Origin of the sequence: Vibrio sp. 1557, from assembly GCF_033340175.1 — a bacterium.
Taxonomy (GTDB): Bacteria; Pseudomonadota; Gammaproteobacteria; order Enterobacterales; family Vibrionaceae; genus Vibrio; species Vibrio alginolyticus.
In genome coordinates, this window is sequence record NZ_JAWOVZ010000022.1 from 1 (window position 1) to 17,051 (window position 17,051).

19 protein-coding genes are annotated in these 17,051 nt (G+C 45.1%); 4 read left to right on the plus strand and 15 right to left on the minus strand.

From position 1 onward, the window contains the following. Window positions 1-564 precede the first annotated feature (564 nt). The 7 genes from tatC to rmuC form a co-directional block, all read right to left on the minus strand. The gene (gene tatC, locus R7070_RS19690; RefSeq protein ID WP_005379234.1) at window positions 565-1,317 is read right to left on the minus strand and encodes a twin-arginine translocase subunit TatC; all 753 of its coding nucleotides are present in this window, start codon (window positions 1,315-1,317) and stop codon (window positions 565-567) included. A 68-nt stretch (window positions 1,318-1,385) separates the two neighbouring features. Continuing rightward, on the minus strand, window positions 1,386-1,784 hold the full coding sequence (gene tatB, locus R7070_RS19695; RefSeq protein ID WP_017635021.1) for a Sec-independent protein translocase protein TatB: 399 nt from the start codon (window positions 1,782-1,784) through the stop codon (window positions 1,386-1,388). A 3-nt stretch (window positions 1,785-1,787) separates the two neighbouring features. After that, complete coding sequence (gene tatA, locus R7070_RS19700) at window positions 1,788-2,033, minus strand: Sec-independent protein translocase subunit TatA (RefSeq protein ID WP_005382958.1); 246 nt, start codon at window positions 2,031-2,033, stop codon at window positions 1,788-1,790. Window positions 2,034-2,085: 52 nt separating this feature from the next. Further along, on the minus strand, window positions 2,086-3,720 hold the full coding sequence (gene ubiB / locus R7070_RS19705) for a ubiquinone biosynthesis regulatory protein kinase UbiB (protein ID WP_005379226.1): 1,635 nt from the start codon (window positions 3,718-3,720) through the stop codon (window positions 2,086-2,088). Further along, a complete protein-coding gene (locus R7070_RS19710) occupies window positions 3,717-4,352 on the minus strand; it encodes an SCP2 domain-containing protein (RefSeq protein WP_005379213.1) in 636 nt (211 codons plus the stop codon). Before R7070_RS19710 ends, ubiB begins: the two co-directional genes overlap by 4 nt. Before the next feature lie 11 nt (window positions 4,353-4,363). Beyond that, complete coding sequence (ubiE, locus tag R7070_RS19715; protein ID WP_017635022.1) at window positions 4,364-5,143, minus strand: bifunctional demethylmenaquinone methyltransferase/2-methoxy-6-polyprenyl-1,4-benzoquinol methylase UbiE; 780 nt, start codon at window positions 5,141-5,143, stop codon at window positions 4,364-4,366. Window positions 5,144-5,220: 77 nt separating this feature from the next. Further along, complete coding sequence (rmuC, locus tag R7070_RS19720) at window positions 5,221-6,753, minus strand: DNA recombination protein RmuC (protein WP_005379209.1); 1,533 nt, start codon at window positions 6,751-6,753, stop codon at window positions 5,221-5,223. A 168-nt stretch (window positions 6,754-6,921) separates the two neighbouring features. On the opposite strand from rmuC, the gene R7070_RS19725 reads away from it, so the two are divergent. Both R7070_RS19725 and R7070_RS19730 read left to right on the plus strand, forming a co-directional pair. Then, the gene (locus tag R7070_RS19725; RefSeq protein WP_256900681.1) at window positions 6,922-7,827 is read left to right on the plus strand and encodes a DMT family transporter; all 906 of its coding nucleotides are present in this window, start codon (window positions 6,922-6,924) and stop codon (window positions 7,825-7,827) included. A gap of 194 nt (window positions 7,828-8,021) precedes the next feature. Beyond that, window positions 8,022-10,472 (plus strand): EAL domain-containing protein, encoded by a 2,451-nt coding sequence (locus tag R7070_RS19730; protein ID WP_256900682.1) that lies wholly within the window; start codon window positions 8,022-8,024, stop codon window positions 10,470-10,472. Between the two features lie 18 nt (window positions 10,473-10,490). On the opposite strand, the gene R7070_RS19735 is transcribed toward R7070_RS19730, so the two are convergent. Genes R7070_RS19735 through R7070_RS19750 form a run of 4 tightly spaced genes read right to left on the minus strand, consistent with a single transcriptional unit; the run spans window position 10,491 to window position 12,732 of the window. Beyond that, window positions 10,491-11,561: an AI-2E family transporter gene (locus R7070_RS19735; RefSeq protein ID WP_005379202.1), complete on the minus strand. Its 1,071-nt coding sequence runs from the start codon at window positions 11,559-11,561 to the stop codon at window positions 10,491-10,493. Between the two features lie 45 nt (window positions 11,562-11,606). Then, window positions 11,607-11,933: a hypothetical protein gene (locus tag R7070_RS19740; RefSeq protein ID WP_005379200.1), complete on the minus strand. Its 327-nt coding sequence runs from the start codon at window positions 11,931-11,933 to the stop codon at window positions 11,607-11,609. After that, window positions 11,923-12,435: a phage holin family protein gene (locus R7070_RS19745; RefSeq protein WP_005379198.1), complete on the minus strand. Its 513-nt coding sequence runs from the start codon at window positions 12,433-12,435 to the stop codon at window positions 11,923-11,925. The genes R7070_RS19740 and R7070_RS19745 overlap by 11 nt, the downstream gene beginning before the upstream one ends. A 48-nt stretch (window positions 12,436-12,483) precedes the next feature. Then, the gene (locus tag R7070_RS19750; protein WP_005379196.1) at window positions 12,484-12,732 is read right to left on the minus strand and encodes a hypothetical protein; all 249 of its coding nucleotides are present in this window, start codon (window positions 12,730-12,732) and stop codon (window positions 12,484-12,486) included. A 361-nt stretch (window positions 12,733-13,093) separates the two neighbouring features. Between R7070_RS19750 and R7070_RS19755 the strand changes: the two genes are divergently transcribed. Both R7070_RS19755 and R7070_RS19760 read left to right on the plus strand, forming a co-directional pair. Next, entirely contained in the window at window positions 13,094-13,531 is a 438-nt protein-coding gene (locus R7070_RS19755) for a DUF2383 domain-containing protein (protein WP_005379194.1), read from the plus strand. A gap of 148 nt (window positions 13,532-13,679) precedes the next feature. Then, the gene (locus R7070_RS19760; RefSeq protein ID WP_005379193.1) at window positions 13,680-14,078 is read left to right on the plus strand and encodes a hypothetical protein; all 399 of its coding nucleotides are present in this window, start codon (window positions 13,680-13,682) and stop codon (window positions 14,076-14,078) included. Between the two features lie 204 nt (window positions 14,079-14,282). Here R7070_RS19760 and R7070_RS19765 read toward each other — a convergent pair whose 3' ends face one another. The 4 genes from R7070_RS19765 to R7070_RS19780 all read right to left on the minus strand — a co-directional run bounded on the left by R7070_RS19765 (window position 14,283) and on the right by R7070_RS19780 (window position 17,009). Next, window positions 14,283-15,947 (minus strand): diacylglycerol kinase family protein, encoded by a 1,665-nt coding sequence (locus R7070_RS19765; RefSeq protein ID WP_130544874.1) that lies wholly within the window; start codon window positions 15,945-15,947, stop codon window positions 14,283-14,285. Window positions 15,948-16,091: 144 nt separating this feature from the next. Then, the gene (locus R7070_RS19770; protein ID WP_005379185.1) at window positions 16,092-16,523 is read right to left on the minus strand and encodes a hemerythrin domain-containing protein; all 432 of its coding nucleotides are present in this window, start codon (window positions 16,521-16,523) and stop codon (window positions 16,092-16,094) included. 103 nt (window positions 16,524-16,626) lie between these two features. Then, the gene (locus tag R7070_RS19775; protein ID WP_005379178.1) at window positions 16,627-16,824 is read right to left on the minus strand and encodes a hypothetical protein; all 198 of its coding nucleotides are present in this window, start codon (window positions 16,822-16,824) and stop codon (window positions 16,627-16,629) included. Between the two features lie 8 nt (window positions 16,825-16,832). Further along, on the minus strand, window positions 16,833-17,009 hold the full coding sequence (locus R7070_RS19780) for a DUF1328 family protein (RefSeq protein ID WP_005379177.1): 177 nt from the start codon (window positions 17,007-17,009) through the stop codon (window positions 16,833-16,835). Window positions 17,010-17,051 lie beyond the last annotated feature (42 nt).

A 17,051-nucleotide genomic window follows, 5' to 3' on the forward strand; every position in this document is an offset into this window, starting at 1 on the left:
TGAGTTTAAAAGCGAGGGAGTAATCGCGCTGAGTTCTTTTAGTTGTTGATTTCATAACACTCTCCAATTTTGGGGGTGGAAAGTGTCAACCTTATTTAGGACGGCACAACGAGAATTGAAAAAGCGACGAAATCAACGTCGCTTTTTTATCACCTAAACTATTGAATGAACGATTCAACCTGTTGAAATAGTAGAACAATCCATACAAAATTATTGATAAACATAATAATTAACTAGCAACTCTACTTACTTCTCATATCGTCACTTTACTTCGTCCGCTTTGCAAAACTGTCGACAACTCGACACATTATTTTTCTATACTGATTTACGCCCATTAATTAGCACAAATGTAAAACAGCATGAATATGGAAGTTGAAGTGTGTACACATGGTGCTTACTTACAACGCGTACCGCGCAGTTTTTTTCAAAAGCTGCTGGGCATCAAGGAAGTATACGTATGCACAAAATGTGGTTACGTCATGAAAGTTAAGTAATTAGCCCAAGAAAAAACCAACCGCAAAAAAAAGCGGCTCAATTGAGCCGCTTTTCACATCTAGATTAGCCTTATTCTTCGGTTTCCGCTTCTACTTCTTCGCTTCGACGAGTATAAAAACGCGCGAAGAACAAACCGACTTCAAACAGTAAACACATCGGAATAGCGAGTAAGGTTTGCGAGATCATGTCTGGTGGCGTTAACACCATACCTACGACAAACGCAGCCACTATAATATAAGGACGTTTCTGTCTTAAATCTTCTGGTGTAGTGGCCCCAGTCCAACACAACAAAATAATCGCAACAGGCACCTCGAATGCGATACCAAACGCCATAAATAGCGCCAGCACAAAGTCGAGATAACTCGAGATATCAGTTGCAAACTCTACTCCACCAAGAGAGATGGCGGTAAAGAAGCCAAACACCAATGGAAATACCACGAAGTAGGCAAATGCCACTCCACAGTAGAACAATAGCGAACTAGAGAACAGCAATGGCATGATCAATCGACGTTCATGCTTGTACAAACCTGGCGCTACAAATGCCCACACTTGATACAAGATAAACGGCACCGCAATAAATACCGAAGCAATTAACGTCAGCTTAAGTGGCGTAAAAAAAGGTGACGCTACATCCGTAGCAATCATGGTCGCGCCTTCAGGTAGACGTTCTACTAAAGGTGCGGAAACAAACTCGTAAATGTGGTTAGAGAAATAAATTAGTCCGACAAACACGACCAACACTGCGAGGATTGAGCGCAGTAGTCGGTTGCGAAGCTCCAACAAATGACTAATTAAAGGTTGTGTCTGCTCGACGGTAGACATGGCAAACCTCTTATTAAAAACCAGATCAAAAAGGAGCTACCAATCACTAGTAGCTCCTCCTAATGAGACTATTCGGCTTTCTTATCTGCCGCTGTAACCTTGCTCTCTTGCGCTTTCACGGCCTCTTCGACTGCTGGCTCTGTTTTTACAGGCTCAGCCTCTGAATCGGTGTTCTTTGCGTAAGGACGATTTACAGATTGCGCTGCCTTCTTCAACTCTTCAACTGAAGATTTCAACTCAGGGGACAAATCATCCATCCCCATTTGTTCTGCTTTGCGCAAGTTTTCTTGCAGCTCTTGGACTTTCAGCTCGTGTGACAATTCGTCTTTGACGCTATTTGCCATACTCTTAGCGGCACCGATAAAGCGAGACACGCTGCGAATAGCATGAGGCAAACGCTCCGGCCCAAGAACGACCAGACCAACAACAGATATTAATACCAGTTCCCAAAAACCGATATCAAACACGTTTTACGCCTGCTCTTTGTCTTTTTTCGTTTCAGGAGCAGCTTCTTTTTTCTGCTGCTCTTCTAGACTTTTTGGTTCGAAGTCTGCGTCTTTGTCATTTTTCGCAGGTTCATCTTCGCTCATCGCTTTTTTGAAGCCCTTAACGGCACCACCCAGATCGCCACCGATACCGCGTAGTTTCTTTGTTCCGAATAGCAATACAACAATTACAGCAATGATTAGAAGTTGCCAAACACTGATACCACCCATTCTCTTTACCTCGGGTCTTTAAACAAACAAAAATATTTCAAGAGTTTAACGTCTATTGACGATAAGCTCGCCAACTAAGCAGCCAAAATGTGACACCTGCGATACCGCAGGCCAACGAAAGCTGCTCAAAAGCATCGTTCACCAATATTGCCGAGCATACGACTAAAGTCGCGCCAACGCCAAACAAAAACTTTCCTGTCGCCTGCTGGCGCTTACTCTGGCGATACCCTTGATAAAGCTGATCCATACGTTGATTCATCGCTTTACCTTGTTTCAGGCTATCGTAAAGTAGCTCTGGCAGTTCAGGTAATTTCTCTGCCCAAAATGGTGCGCGGTCTTTAATCGCATTCACTAGAGCTTGCGGCCCAACTTGATTCATCATCCATTCCTCCAGGAATGGTTTTGCGGTCTCCCACAAATCAAGTTGAGGATATAGCTGCCTACCAAGCCCTTCCACGTACAACAGCGTTTTTTGCAACAGTACAAGCTGTGGCTGAACCTCCATATTGAATCGACGTGCCGTGTTGAACAAATTCAACAACACATGACCAAAGGAGATTTCGCACAATGGCTTAGCAAAAATAGGCTCACACACAATGCGAATCGCGAACTCAAACTCATCGACATTGGTATCCGCAGGCACCCACCCTGAATCCACATGTAACTCCGCCACTCGGCGGTAGTCACGATTGAAAAACGCCAGGAAGTTTTCCGCCAGATAACGCTTGTCTTCGCTATTAAGTGTACCAACGATTCCGCAATCTAGCCCTATCCACATTGGGTTCTCTGGATGTTCGGGTTTGACGAACACATTACCCGGATGCATATCGGCATGGAAAAAGCTGTCTCGGAACACCTGAGTGAAGAACACACTCACACCGCGTTCCGCGAGCAATTTCATATTGGTGCCATTTGCTTTCAAGCCTTCAATATCAGAGACTTGAATGCCATATATTCGCTCAGAAACCATGACAGTTTCATTACTGAAGTCGGGAAAAACTTCAGGAACATACAATTCTTCGCTGCCCTCAAAGTTGCGGCGCAACTGAATGGCATTCGCCGCCTCACGTCGCAAGTCGAGTTCATCAAGCAGGGTTTTCTCGTACTCACGCACGACTTCAACTGGTTTTAAACGACGTGCTTCAGGCATCGCTCCGGCGACTATACGCGCCATTCGGTGCATCAGTTTTAGATCTGAATCAATGACTGGGCGAATATCTGGGCGGATAACCTTTAATACCACTTCTTGATTAGTGTCTTTTATGCGCGCAGTATGTACTTGAGCAATCGACGCAGACGCCAGTGGTTTGATATCAAACTCGGTAAACCATTTTTCTAACGGACCACCTAATGCTTGCTCCATCTGCTTTTTTGCCAACTCGCCATCAAAAGGCGCGACTTGGTCTTGAAGTAAAGCTAGGGGATCAGCGATATGCGGAGGAAATAAGTCACGGCGCGTCGACATCATCTGACCGAACTTAATCCAAACCGGCCCCAGCTCTTGCAGTGCTAAACGCAGACGTTCACCGAGTGGTTTTTCTGGGTGCTTGTTCTTAATCCAAAACAAGCTTTTGCGCAGTAAAAGCGGAGCTTTGGTCAGTTGGTGATCGGGAAGCAGCTCATCTAAGCCGTATTCCAGTTGTACTTTGGCGATGTGGTATAAGCGCTTTAGTTCTGCTGGCGTCATGGTTTCTCCAATGCAGGCTTATCTGCATCCAGCTTATTCAGCAAAGCCGTTAAACGAGCTTCAATGCGAGAAGCCTGGCTGCGAACCTCATCAACTTGGTCGCAGAAATAGGCCACTTCTAACGGAGCGGGAGCCAGTTTCCATTCTTCAGTCACTACTTGCGCAAGATGACGCTGGTGTTTTTCTGCTTGAGACGCAAGAAAGTTGCCGATGTTTTTTGAACCTTGCACAAAGGTATGTGCGGCGACATCGCCAGTCACGCGAGACAACCACTCTTCAACATCTGGTTTGCAATCCACCATCAACTGAGAGAATTTCTGCGCCAATTGAATATCGCCTTCAAGTTCAAGTTTATCTTGTTTAATAAGACGAGTGATGTTGGCCTGATCGCGCAGCTCTGGTAACACACTCAAGTTGAGCGATAGATAGCAGTTAGGCTGCCCTTCGTAATGACCGAGCACATCAATTTGCTGACTAAAAACGAATGTCAGTGTTTTATTGATCTCTTTCAGGTGAACTTGAATAACTTGACCTTTTAGACGCGCTAAACGACGGCCCAATGCAGGGTCGTCTTTGATCAGTGTATTCAGTGACGTTTCAATCACAGCGGTGATAAGTGGTTCAAATGGCATGCCGTTAACCCTTAGAATTTATAACCGCGATGCAAAGCCACAATACCACCAGTTAAGTTGTAGTATTTGGTGTTTTCAAAACCTGCTTCTTGCATCATGCCTTCCAGCGTTTCTTGGTCTGGATGCATACGGATTGACTCCGCTAGGTAGCGGTAACTCTCTGAGTCATTCGCAACTAGCTCACCGATTCTCGGCAACAAGTGGAATGAATATGCGTCGTATACTTTCGATAACGGCTCTAGCACTGGTTTTGAAAATTCCAACACCAATAGACGGCCGCCTGGCTTCAGTACGCGGAACATTGAACGAAGCGCTTTGTCTTTGTCAGTCACATTACGCAAACAAAAACTGATGGTGATGACATCAAAATAATCATCTGGGAACGGCAGTTCTTCTGCGTTGGCTTGAACGTAATGCACGTTACCCACAATACCGTTATCACGCAGTTTATCGCGACCAACGTTAAGCATTGAGTTATTGATATCGGCAAGGATGACATGGCCTTCATCGCCAACAATGCGCGAGAATTTCGCCGTCAAATCCCCCGTACCACCACCTAGGTCAAGAATACGTTGGCCAGGGCGAGCGCCACTACAATCGATAGTGAAGCGCTTCCAAAGGCGGTGAATACCACCTGACATCAGGTCATTCATGATGTCGTATTTTGTTGCCACGGAGTGGAATACTTCGGCAACCTTAGTCACTTTTTCGTCTTTTGCCACTGTAGAGAAACCAAAGTGAGTGGTTTCATTCTCTAACGCTGTATTGGATTGCAAACTTGTGTCCGTCATTCTAATTCCTCTTAGGCAGCGCTTTCCTCTACGGGGCGTTTGTTGACAAATAAAATCGCCCACTGCACTGCGGGCGATTAGTTTACTTTATCCTCAGCCGGATGTCTTTCTACTAACGGGTCATTTTCTGAAAATGCATCACTCTGCGCTAACTGCGCGAGGTCGGAAGAAATCGGTCGTTTAATTTCAACTCCCAAGTGTTTAAAGCTTTCGGCTTGGCGAATCACATTTCCGCGCCCTGTGGCAAGCTTGTTCATCGCACCTTGATAGCTTTGATTCGCCTTATCCAGCGCACCGCCGAGCCCCTCCATGTCGTCTACAAACAATCGTAATTTGTCGTAGAGTTTTGTCGCACGCTGCGCAATCATTTTGGCGTTTTCATTTTGGCGTTCATTGCGCCATAGATTATCAATGGTGCGCAGTGCCACCAGCAACGTTGTTGGGCTCACCAAAATGATGTTTTGCTCCATCGCGTCTTTGATCAAACTTGGATCGGCTTGAATCGCGACTTGGAACGCCGGCTCAACCGGGATAAACATCAGAACATAGTCCAAACTCTGAATACCTTTGAGTTTGTGGTAGTCCTTCATGCTTAACCCTTTGATATGTGCACGTAGAGCAGCTAAGTGCGCATTCAAAGCCTGATCGCGCTCAGCATCAGTTTCGGCGTTGAAGTAGCGCTCATAGGCAACCAACGCCATTTTGGAATCTACAACCACTTGTTTGTTCTGTGGGAGATGAACAATGACATCAGGTTGGTAACGCTTGCCTGCTTCATTTTGTAAGTTCACCTGAGTCTGATATTCGTGCCCTTCACGCAAGCCAGATTCGGCAAGTACCCTAGCGAGCACCACTTCGCCCCAGTTACCTTGCTGTTTGTTGTCCCCTTTCAACGCTTGGGTCAAATTAACCGCTTCGCGCGTCATTTGCTCGTTCAAACGTTGCAGGTTTTTCAGCTCATGCACTAAGGTATGGCGCTCTTTAGCTTCTTGACTAAAGCTGTCATTAACGTGCTTTTTGAACCCTTCTAACTGTTCTCTAAGCGGTGACAACAAGCCTTCTAAACTCTGACGGTTTTGCAAATCGACCTTCGCGGTTTTTTCTTCAAACAGTTGATTGGCCAAGTGCTCAAATTGTTGTTTCAAGCGTGCTTCTGCTTGTTCTAAAATTTGCAGTTTTTCGGCATTAGCTTGGTTAATTTGCTCATGGCGAGCTTGCTGTTCACGCAGCTGCGTTTCTAGACGTGATTTGTGTTCACGCATTTGGCCAAGCTCATCAAAGTATTGCTGGCGCTCTTGCTTTACAGCCTCGAAGTAACGTAGTTTTTCCATTGCTGCCATCAGCTTTCCATGTGTTTGGCGTACTTCAAACGCGGCTTTATCGCGCTCATCATCTAATTCATCCAACTCTTGCTGGGCATCGGCAAGGCTTTGCTTGACCTGTTCAAGTTGCTGTTGATGAAGCTGTTTTTCTGAAACAAGTTGTTGCTCGAGAAGCTGAGTTTGGGTGATAAAACGCTGTTTCACCCACCAACCGGCAGCGACACCACTAAGCGTGGCAGCACAAAGAGAAGAGAGAATGAGAGATTGGTACTCAAGAATCCATTGCATAATAGCGAGTTAGCCTGTGTTTTGTATCTATAACAATGGTATTTAGACACTGGATAAATGTCCAGTTTGTTGGATGAAAAATCCTCGCATACACTAGGCCTTCCTATAATATTCTTTCTTCCGCTCAAATTATCCAAACCGAGCGGCACATCATCACGCAGAGGCATCATGAACGAGCGTCGCGCCCTAGGATTTGGGCTCTCAGCAGTATTACTTTGGTCTACCGTTGCAACCGCATTTAAACTCACGTTGGCAGAATTTACGCCGATTCAAATGCTATGCATTGCCAGCATCGTCTCTGCGATTGCGCTAACAGTAATCTGTGGTGTGCAAGGTAAACTGGGCCAGTTAAGCGCTACATTTTTCTCAAACCCTTGGTATTACCTACTGCTTGGGTTGATTAACCCTTTGGCGTATTACGTTATTCTGTTCAAAGCATATGACTTGCTGCCCGCATCTCAGGCTCAAGCGATCAACTACAGCTGGGCCATCACCTTAACGCTAATGGCCGCTGTTTTCTTAGGACAAAAGATCCGTGGTAAGGACTGGCTGGCTTGCGGTTTTAGTTATGTCGGCGTGATAGTGATTGCCACGCAAGGCAATCTTTTAGGCATGGAGTTTGAGAGCCCGTTGGGTGTTGGTCTTGCGCTGCTATCAACGCTGCTGTGGGCCGGTTACTGGATTTTAAATACCAAAAATAAGTCCGACCCTGTGGTTGGCGTTCTGCTCGGCTTTTTGGTCGCTATTCCATTCGCCATTGGTTTAAGTCTTTATGAAGGTGCGAGCTGGCAGGCAATCTCAGCTAAAGGCTGGGCAGCGGTGACGTATGTCGGACTGTTTGAAATGGGGATCACTTTCGTTTTGTGGCTGAGCGCACTCAAATCAACGCAAAACACCGCGCGTATCAGTAATCTGATCTTTGCTTCTCCATTTATCTCACTCATGTTGTTAGCTACCATCATCGGCGAGGAAATTCATCCTTCAACCTTGATTGGCCTGGTATTGATCATCAGTGGCTTAGTCATTCAGCAAGTCTCATGGGGCAAGAAAACCAAAGCGGTAAACGCTTCTTAATCACCTATCAAAAGCCCTAAAAAACGATGCAATAAGTTGGATAAAAAAGAGATATAGATAACATTTTAATGATAGAAAGCACTTTACGCTGCTAGGATTTGGCTACGCGTTGGATACGATACTCACAAAGCCCAATAGCTTACGCTAGATTCTAATATAATTACCTTTGGGCGATTTAGGACTCGTTATTAATTATGTTTCGCTTCGCTATTCCTTCGCCTTTGATGGCAGACTGGCAACACGTTCTGCGACAATGCTGTGATGTAACTCAAGCTCAGGGACAGCTTTATACTCTGAGCGATACTCAGCAGTGGCTATCGACTGAGGTGTCCACCTCAACCCAAAATCATCGTGCTATCATCGATGTGATAACGCAAGTTGTCGATCACTTTACGCCGACAGATTTTACAGTTAGCCATACCCCCTTTGAAGAGCAAACCTTGAGCATTGGACCGATTTGGCTACCTAATGGCGAATTGCTTGCCGTACTGACACTGACTCACCCTAATGATCAATCAACGGTTGTTTCGGCATGGCTAAGCGCAATCGCGGGGCGGATCAGCTTTGATATCAACTTGCACTGTCAGCAAGAACAAACGCGACATCAAAGCGCGGAAATAAAGCCAACACCAACACTACAAGAGTTTATCGACTGCCTTGAAGACCACGTATGGATAAAAGGCATGGATGGTCTTTATTCGATGACCAACCGAAGCGTAGAAAATGCGTGGCAAAAAACCAACAGTGAAATCATTGGCAAAGACGATTTTGCTCTGTTTAGCCATGAACGTGCGGAAAAATTCATTGATGCCGATAAATTGGTGGTAGCCACGGGCACGCAAAATATTGTTGAAGAATGCCGTCAAATTGATGAAAACAATAACCCCACTTGGCTAGAAACCATTAAGTCTCCTGTCCGTGATCATGCGGGAAACTTAATCGGCATTCTGGGGATGACACGTAACATCACCCGCCGAAAAATGGTAGAAACGCAGCTCTCCTTAGCGTCCCAAATTTTCAACAATTCGCAAGAAGGCATGGTCATTACAGACCGCAATGCCAACATCATTGATGTAAACACGGCTTTTACCCAAATTACAGGTTACCGCTCTGAAGAGGTGATAGGAAAAAACCCACGAATTCTGCGCTCAGGCCATCATGATCAAGGTTTCTATCAACAGTTGTGGCATCAACTTGAAAACAAAGGCCAATGGAAAGGCGAATTCATCAACAGAAAGAAAGATGGCAGCATTTATCCGCAATTAGCGACCATTAGCGCCGTAATGGACGATAAAAACCACCTTATTAACTACATTTGTGTGTTTGAAGATATCTCTGTGCGTAAGGCACACGAAGAAAAGCTGCAGCGCATGGCTTTTTACGATCCATTAACCAATCTACCTAATCGCACTCATTTACTCAGCTTACTTGAGCAACACATCGAAACCGGACACAAAAACCAGCAGACGTTTGCCACCCTATTCTTAGATATCGACCATTTCAAACACATCAACGATAGCATGGGCCACTTCTGTGGTGACCAATTGCTGTCTAAGTTAGCGATTCGTTTGCAAGATGTGCTTCACCTCAATGCGCATGTGGCTCGCATTGGCGGCGATGAATTTGTGATTATTTTGCCAGACATCCATAGTGATGTTGCCTTATTGAAAACCGTCGGCGATATTCTAAGCGTATTCCAGCAACCATTCGACTTGGCAAATCACGACTCACTTCGTGTCTCGACTAGTATTGGTATTGCCTTGTACCCAAGAGACGGTCAAGACAGTGAAACCTTACTGAAAAACGCAGACACCGCGATGTACTTAGCGAAGAAAAATGGACGCAACGGCTACGCGTTTTACTCACCGGATTTGACCGATAAATCCGTATCCCATGTACGCATTCAATCCGCTTTGCATCAAGCAATAGAAAAACAACAACTCCGGTTAGAATTCCAACCGCAATACAATTTGGAACAAAATACGATTGTCGGCGTGGAAGCTTTATTACGCTGGCAGCATCCAGAGTTTGGCCTTGTACCACCAGCAGACTTTATTCCAATTGCAGAAAAAACAGGGCTGATTCAAAGCATTGGTGAGTGGGTGTTACAACAAGCTTGTTTGCAAGGTAATGCTTGGCTGGACCAAGGCATCGAGTTTGGCAAAATCGCCGTAAATGTTTCTGCGTTGCAGCTTCAGCAGTCAAATTTCATTCAGCGATTAAGTACTATCCTCGATAACACCGGATACCCTGCCCAACGGTTAGATTTGGAGATCACAGAGAGCTTTTTACTGATCGACCCTCAACAAGCCATTGCATCGTTAAATCAATTACGAGGACTGGGTATTGAGATTTCTCTGGATGACTTTGGAACTGGCTATTCGTCTTTGTCTTACTTGAAAGGTTTGCCAATCAACAAACTGAAAATTGACCGCTCATTTGTCAGTGATGTCCCAAGTAATAGCGACAGCAACGCGATTGTGAATGCCATTATTGCCATGGGAAAAACGCTGTCGTTGAAAGTCGTCGCGGAAGGGATAGAAACTCGGGAACAAGCCGATTATTTATTCGAAAAAGGCTGTATTTATGGTCAGGGATATTTATTTAGTCAGCCAGTGAGCGCTGAAAAACTGTTTCTTCGTTGAACCAGCTTGCTCCTCAAGTCACTCTCGCGGTGCCACGTCCGCGGAGGTGATTTGTTTTGCTTGATTTTGGGTTGATTGGCATAGCTCTAGACGATCAACCAAAATATTGATACAAACCAGCAACGGCACACCGATCAATAGTCCCATTCCGCCCCAAAGCCAGCCCCAAAAAACAAGCCAAACAAAAATCACTAACGGGTTTAAGTTAAACCTTTTCCCCAATAGTGTTGGTGTAACAAACTGACTTTCAATCAAATTGAGCAGTAAATAGATAGACACCACCGTCAGCATAAAACTGACCGACTCCAACTGAAGATAAGCAACAAAGCCAAAGCTCACCATGGATATGACAGGGCCGAGGTACGGCGCAAAATTCATCACGCCTGCAAATGCGCCCCATAGAAATGGATCTTCAAGGCCTAGAACAAAAAACACGGCCCCAACACTCAACCCCAGCCCCGCATTCACTAAAGTGATGGTGCCAATGTATCGAGATAGGTCTTTCTGTAGCGCTTTGACCAACTCAATCGCTTGGCGCTGTTTGGCGAACCCATGTAAGTAAGACACTGACTTTCGAAATAAGCTTCGTCCATGATTGAGCATAAAGTAAACCATAAACAGCACGATCATCGCTTGTGTCAAAATCGTCGGCGTAGTGGTCGCGAGCGTTTTTACCAAAGAAAATACGGTGTTGTTCCCGACCTCATCCATACTCATATCGTTGGCGATATTCAATGGAGTATTAAGGTGATCAGCCGAAGCTTTAGTAACTTCGCTTACTTCTTGCGACACATTTTTCACGATACTAGGCAGCTCAGACCACCATTGCTTGGCGGGCTCCGACATGGCGGCAAGACCAATAATTGAAGCGCCAACGAGGAATGACAGCGTCAACACGACGGTAATAGCACGTGGTAAGCCTTTGTCTTCAAGATAATTAATGAAAGGACTGCACAGCAGAGAAATAAAGGTGCTAAGCACAATAGGTAACAATATTGGCTTGGCAAAATACAGCCCTGGGACTAGTAACAGGACGAGAAGCGTTGCACCAATCGCAGTGTTGGCAGGAATGTTCAATTTCGCTGTCATAATAAGCTCAGAATCGGTAAGAAAATTTTGCGGTGAAATCCGCTATTAGAGTGGTTCGCCCTCTGTCGTCGCAGCGTTGCTTACTTGTGTTGCTGCATTTCCATTTTGCTCCGCATCTGACTCATCCAGAGAAGCTGCCGCGACCGGCTTTGTGAGCGAATCGGTAATATCAGACACGCTGCTAACCAATAGCCCCATTGACGAAATAGAAGAAGTCAGTCGAGACAATCGACCTGCTTTTGCAGCGGTAACGGCAACGACAGCACTAATGCCTAATGTCGTCCAAGGGTTTTCTCTCACAAACTTCTTGGTGGTAAACGTGAACATTTCCATTGACAAACAGCATTGCTCTAGAGACGCTTTACCTTCCATCCGCTTGATCCGCATGGCTCGATTGAGCTTTTGTAGCGAGCGCATCCCACCCCTCCTGTAATTGTTCTGTCGTATTTTTGAATCCAAGAAATCCAACTAAACGCTTCTGCCACCAGGCTAAAGCAAATAATGCCAAGCCTAATGATGTGATAAATACACCCACGGCAACATATACGTTGGCAGTTAACTGATAAGCCACCACCCCAGAGGCAAGGCACAAACTGAATACGAACAATACCGACAATAGGGTAAAAACAACGGTACACAGCAAAATTTGACGCACTGCGGACACGTTAACTTTCATCTCCAAGAGGAACAAATCCAACGTTGAACCTGACCATGCTTTTAGCGATTTCGTCAGTTGGTCCAATTGCGCAAGAATGCTGCTCAAACCATTAATGGTTTGTTGGATATCCTGTTCTTCTGCCCCATCAGGGGCTCGGCCGCTGTCTGAAGCCGCCGAGCCTGATTGCTGATTGGTAACTTGCCCTGAGTTATTCATGTGAAGCCTCGCCTTTCTGTTGTGTGGCTTAATCCTTGGTGACCACTATTATTTGATCAGCTTCGAAACCGCCCAACCAGCAAGGAAGGCACAGCCTATGCTCAGCAATGGGCGCTCCTTGATTACATTTTCTGCCGACTTAGTCGCCTGCTGAACTTGCTGCGCACCTACATCCAGCTTCTCTTTGGCTTGGTCTTTCATCGCGCCAACAGCTTCCGTCGTGGCTTGCTCCGCTAAGTGATATGCTTCTTCTAACTGCTCTTGAGGTTTTACTGTGCTTTCTTTTGTAGTAGCCATAACTAGCCTCCATTAATGAGTTGAGTAGTGAATCAAGTGAAACAATGTTTGACCTCACTTACTCCCTACAAAGCCATATCCATGCCAGAATTTTAAGTTATTGTTTTTTATTGGTTTTATTTTTGTTTCGATAAAAAGCCGTATCTGTACGTGTAATTCTTTCCAGGCTTTCCCCGCCATTCTTGTAATTTTTTCTTAGCGCCTTACCGACTGTTAGCAAGTTATTGCAAAACAAGATATTAAGTCACTGATTAATAAGACTTAAAGTTCATTGGCATACAACCTGCAACTGAAGACGAAACATCGTGTTTGTATTCCATACGCTCAAACACCCCTATCACCAGTAAATAAGGAGTGGCATATGAAAAATGAAAACATCGCCTCAATCATTGAGCTTATCGAAAGCGGAAATGAAATTTACAACAAGGCCATCGAGAACATCGACAACACTTCTTTGAATAATGTGTTGGTAGAACTGCTCAGAGTACGTGAGCGTGCAGTCATTGAGCTCACTCCCTACTCTCTAGCAAGTAACAATGAAGAATCTGCCGACGACACTCCGGTTTCCTACACCATCAAGGCGCGTGAGGTCTACAGCGACGTGATGAAGGAAGTGTCCTCTGACAAAGAGTCTATGTATTTAGAACAGCTTGAAGGTGTCGAAAGCAAGGTACTCAAAGAGATTGAGAATTTGATTACTTCCCACCCAGAGCAGGCGGATAACTCGGTTCTGCTGAAAGTTCGTAGCGATATAAAAAGCTGCAAAGAAAAACTCAGCAGCATCAGCCTTATTAGCTAAAACTTGGTGGTCGCCTTTGCAATAAAGCTCGGTATTGATCAAAGAAATGGCCAACTTGCTTTGGCCATTTCTGACAAGCCCACAGGCGCATTAACATAACCATCACGAGAAATGTCCCACGACAATAGTCATAAATAAAGAGGTCACTATGACATTGGATAACAATCGAGTAAGGGAGCTACTCGTAAAAATGACACACCATCGCCAAACGTGTTTGCCTCTCGTTAACCCGCAATCACATATGACACTCGCAAGAGCGGCATATCGATTCGTGAAAATAGAAAAAGTGATGATCAAAAAGATGGCGAAGCTGTTTTTCGATCAAGATGGTGAACAATTCATTGCAGAAAATGCCACCGAATACGGCGTTGCCGAGTTAGGTAATTACAAAGAAATGCATTTTATGAATAAATTACTGTTAGATGATTTAAAAGCCCTGCTTAGAGCCATTGACGACACCAACTTAACCGCACTTGTTTCTTATTGGTTAGCTGCTTTACAAGTTGAAAACGATGAAATTGAAAAGCACTTACCTCAGGGTGAGTAATTATACTCGCCCTTCTTTCTTCACTTTGTTTAACCCTCATCCCCAATCAACCTAGTAAAAGGTACAGATAGAAAAAAGCTGCTGCATCTACTACGCAGCGACCTTAATAGCCTTTTTTACGACGCACACCAAATCATCAAACAACACAGAAAAAGCGCCATGTAGAATACGAAGCAAATGGCGCGTTATCCGCGGATTTCTGTGTTAAAGCGAAGCTGATTTACGTCTCTGGCTTGGAACAAATACGTTCAATGACTTTGGACGCAGCTTGATTGCCAGTTGCTCATCAGAATACAGTTCACCATCAATCACATATTCAATCGGTTTATTCGCAGAAATAGTGACGCTCTGAGCCGTCGCGTATTGAAAATGTGTCGATTCTTCCTGTGCGCCTACGCTCGTTAATGTCAGATCCGACAATGCGATAAGACGTCCGCCTAAAGACTCGGTGTTATCTAAATATGTGATATGCAGCTTGCCATCATCAGGCTGCGGCGCATCACCACCTTGGGCAAGCAACGTACTAAATGGAGCGATATTCGCAACGACAAAGCTATGGACTTCAAGCGTTTGTGTATTATTGTCGTGGTTTCCATCTTCAGTTGGATCGTCTAACGAAACGGTTAAAGCTTGCGTTTCTTCCGCCACTACAGCATTAAAAAAGCCGGTGAGGTAAGCGAGTTGTCCAAAAACATTTTTCTCTTCTCGCTGAGCGTGCTCGATCATTTTCTGTTCTAGCCCAATACCTAAGACCAACAAAATAAGCCGCTGATTACATTCCGCAGTATCAATACGTTGGCAGTGTCCGCCAAGCAACGCTTCACACGCTTTTTCGACCGGTGAGAATTTTGCGCCAACGCCATAGAGCACATGACATAACGCATTGGCAGTTCCGAGCGGAACAATACCGAGTTTTAGGTCGGTATCCACCAATTGGCTCGCCACCTCTGTTACAGTGCCATCGCCACCAGCTACGATGATTTGCTTAGCTCCACTTTCTTTTGCCTGTTGTGTTAGCTGCTCGGCGCTGAGGTTTGTGGTGGTTTGATGAATACTCAAGCGATATTTTTTGGTTAGTTCACGAATCAAGTGCTGTTCGTTTTCCTCCCATTTGCCGCCACCTGCAACAGGGTTAACCACCATCCAAGTGGATTGATCCAGCCCCAGTACGCCTTTTTCACTGATCGCTCGTAGCGTCCTAATCTGTAATTTATTCAATCTCGCGGTACTGCGTACGTCATTGATTTTTTTCATCACGGATTCAACCGTCAGTGACGGGTCTTTGCTCAGTAAATACGCCGCCACAACAAACACTGAACGACCACGCCCTAACGCACAATGCACAACCACAGCCCGCGAGCACGAGATTTGAGTATCAATCCAGTTAATCGCATGGCGAAGACGCTCTAGCGTTGGGGCTTTGTGGTCGAGTACCGGAATCGAAAGGTAATGAAACTGCTTGTCGGTCATCGCACTTTCAAGGCCTGCAAATTCTGCGGTGACATCGACAATACAAGAGATCTCATTGGATTCGAGAAAATCTAAGTCACTCTGAAACAAACGGCGAGATAGGTATAAATTGTCGCTGACTTTTTGGATTGGAGGTACAGTATCACGCCGTCTCTCCCAGGCGTTATACGCTCTAGCCCCCAATAGAAATGGGATGAATGCCCAGCGAATCCACCTGACAATCTTGCCATCTTGGTTTTTTCTAAAAATAGAGGGAATGTCGAATACGTAGGCTACGCTGACCAACGCTAAAGAAAGAGATATCCACAAGAACAGCAAACTAACGATAATTTGAGGCGTATAGATAGCGGCCAATAAACTGATCAGAGCGCCAAGAATATAATATTTGATGATAAACATTCGCTCTCCTTGCCTTCAGCGAGTGCACTTTTTAGTGGAAGTTAGAATACGCGGGGGATTGAGCTTGGATACATGAACTTGAGTAAACGCCTTGATTGAGTGCCTTCCCGTGCCGAAATGGCACGAAAAGGTCCAACACTCTACCTAGCTTGCCATCTCTTCAACATAACCATCCGCTAGTTTCATTTTCTGCTTATCGGTCATTACCTTACCGGCTAACTGGAAGAAACGCTGCTCTTCTTCCTCAAGATGGTGCAACACTTTGTGACGCAAGGTTTTCATTAGGTTGAGCCACGCTGGCGAGCTCATATCGGTTGCATCAAGCTGTGCAATCACTTTATCAATTTCATGATGCTCTGCGATGCCATGGCGAGTGAGATCAATGGTCTTATCGCTATCTATTAAAGGCGCGTAGAAAAATCGCTCTTCTGCCGCTGCGTGCTGTTCGAGTTCCTCTTTAAGGTTGTGGTAAAACTCTTCACGAGCAGGGGAATCTCCAGACGTTTCCATCAGAGCATCGAGTAAAAGGCGCTGCTTTTCATGACTCTCTTTCAGTACATCAAATATGTTTTTCATCTTTGACTCCTTATCTGATTGTAAACAATTGGGACAAAAGGAAGGGCGGTGATTGACCGCCCCTCTCTTACATAGCTATGCGTAAAAACCTAACCTGATTCGGCTAACAATCTTGGTCTTCAGCGTTTAGGTTTTCTTTAATGTTTTCACATTCATCTTCAATCGCATTTTGGGTTTCTTCGGCGGCTTCATCTATCTTTTTGCCGGCCTGTTCCATTGGCCCTTCTTCACTACAAGCTGCCAACGCAAACACCAAACCGAATACTGCGGCGATACGGTAAATAAATGACGTAAGTCGCATGGAATCTCCTATCTATTTACGTTTTTTCTTCCCAGCAGAACAATCACTATTGATACAATTAATGACAATAGGAATAGGTAAAATATCACTTGCGCGATAGAGGCAGCAGCTCCTGCAATACCGGTAAAGCCTAATAGTGCAGAAATTAGTGCCAGTGCCAGAAAAATAAACATCCAACGAACCATAGTGTTACCTCCTAATAAAAGTGGGTTAAATCACTCGGCTCG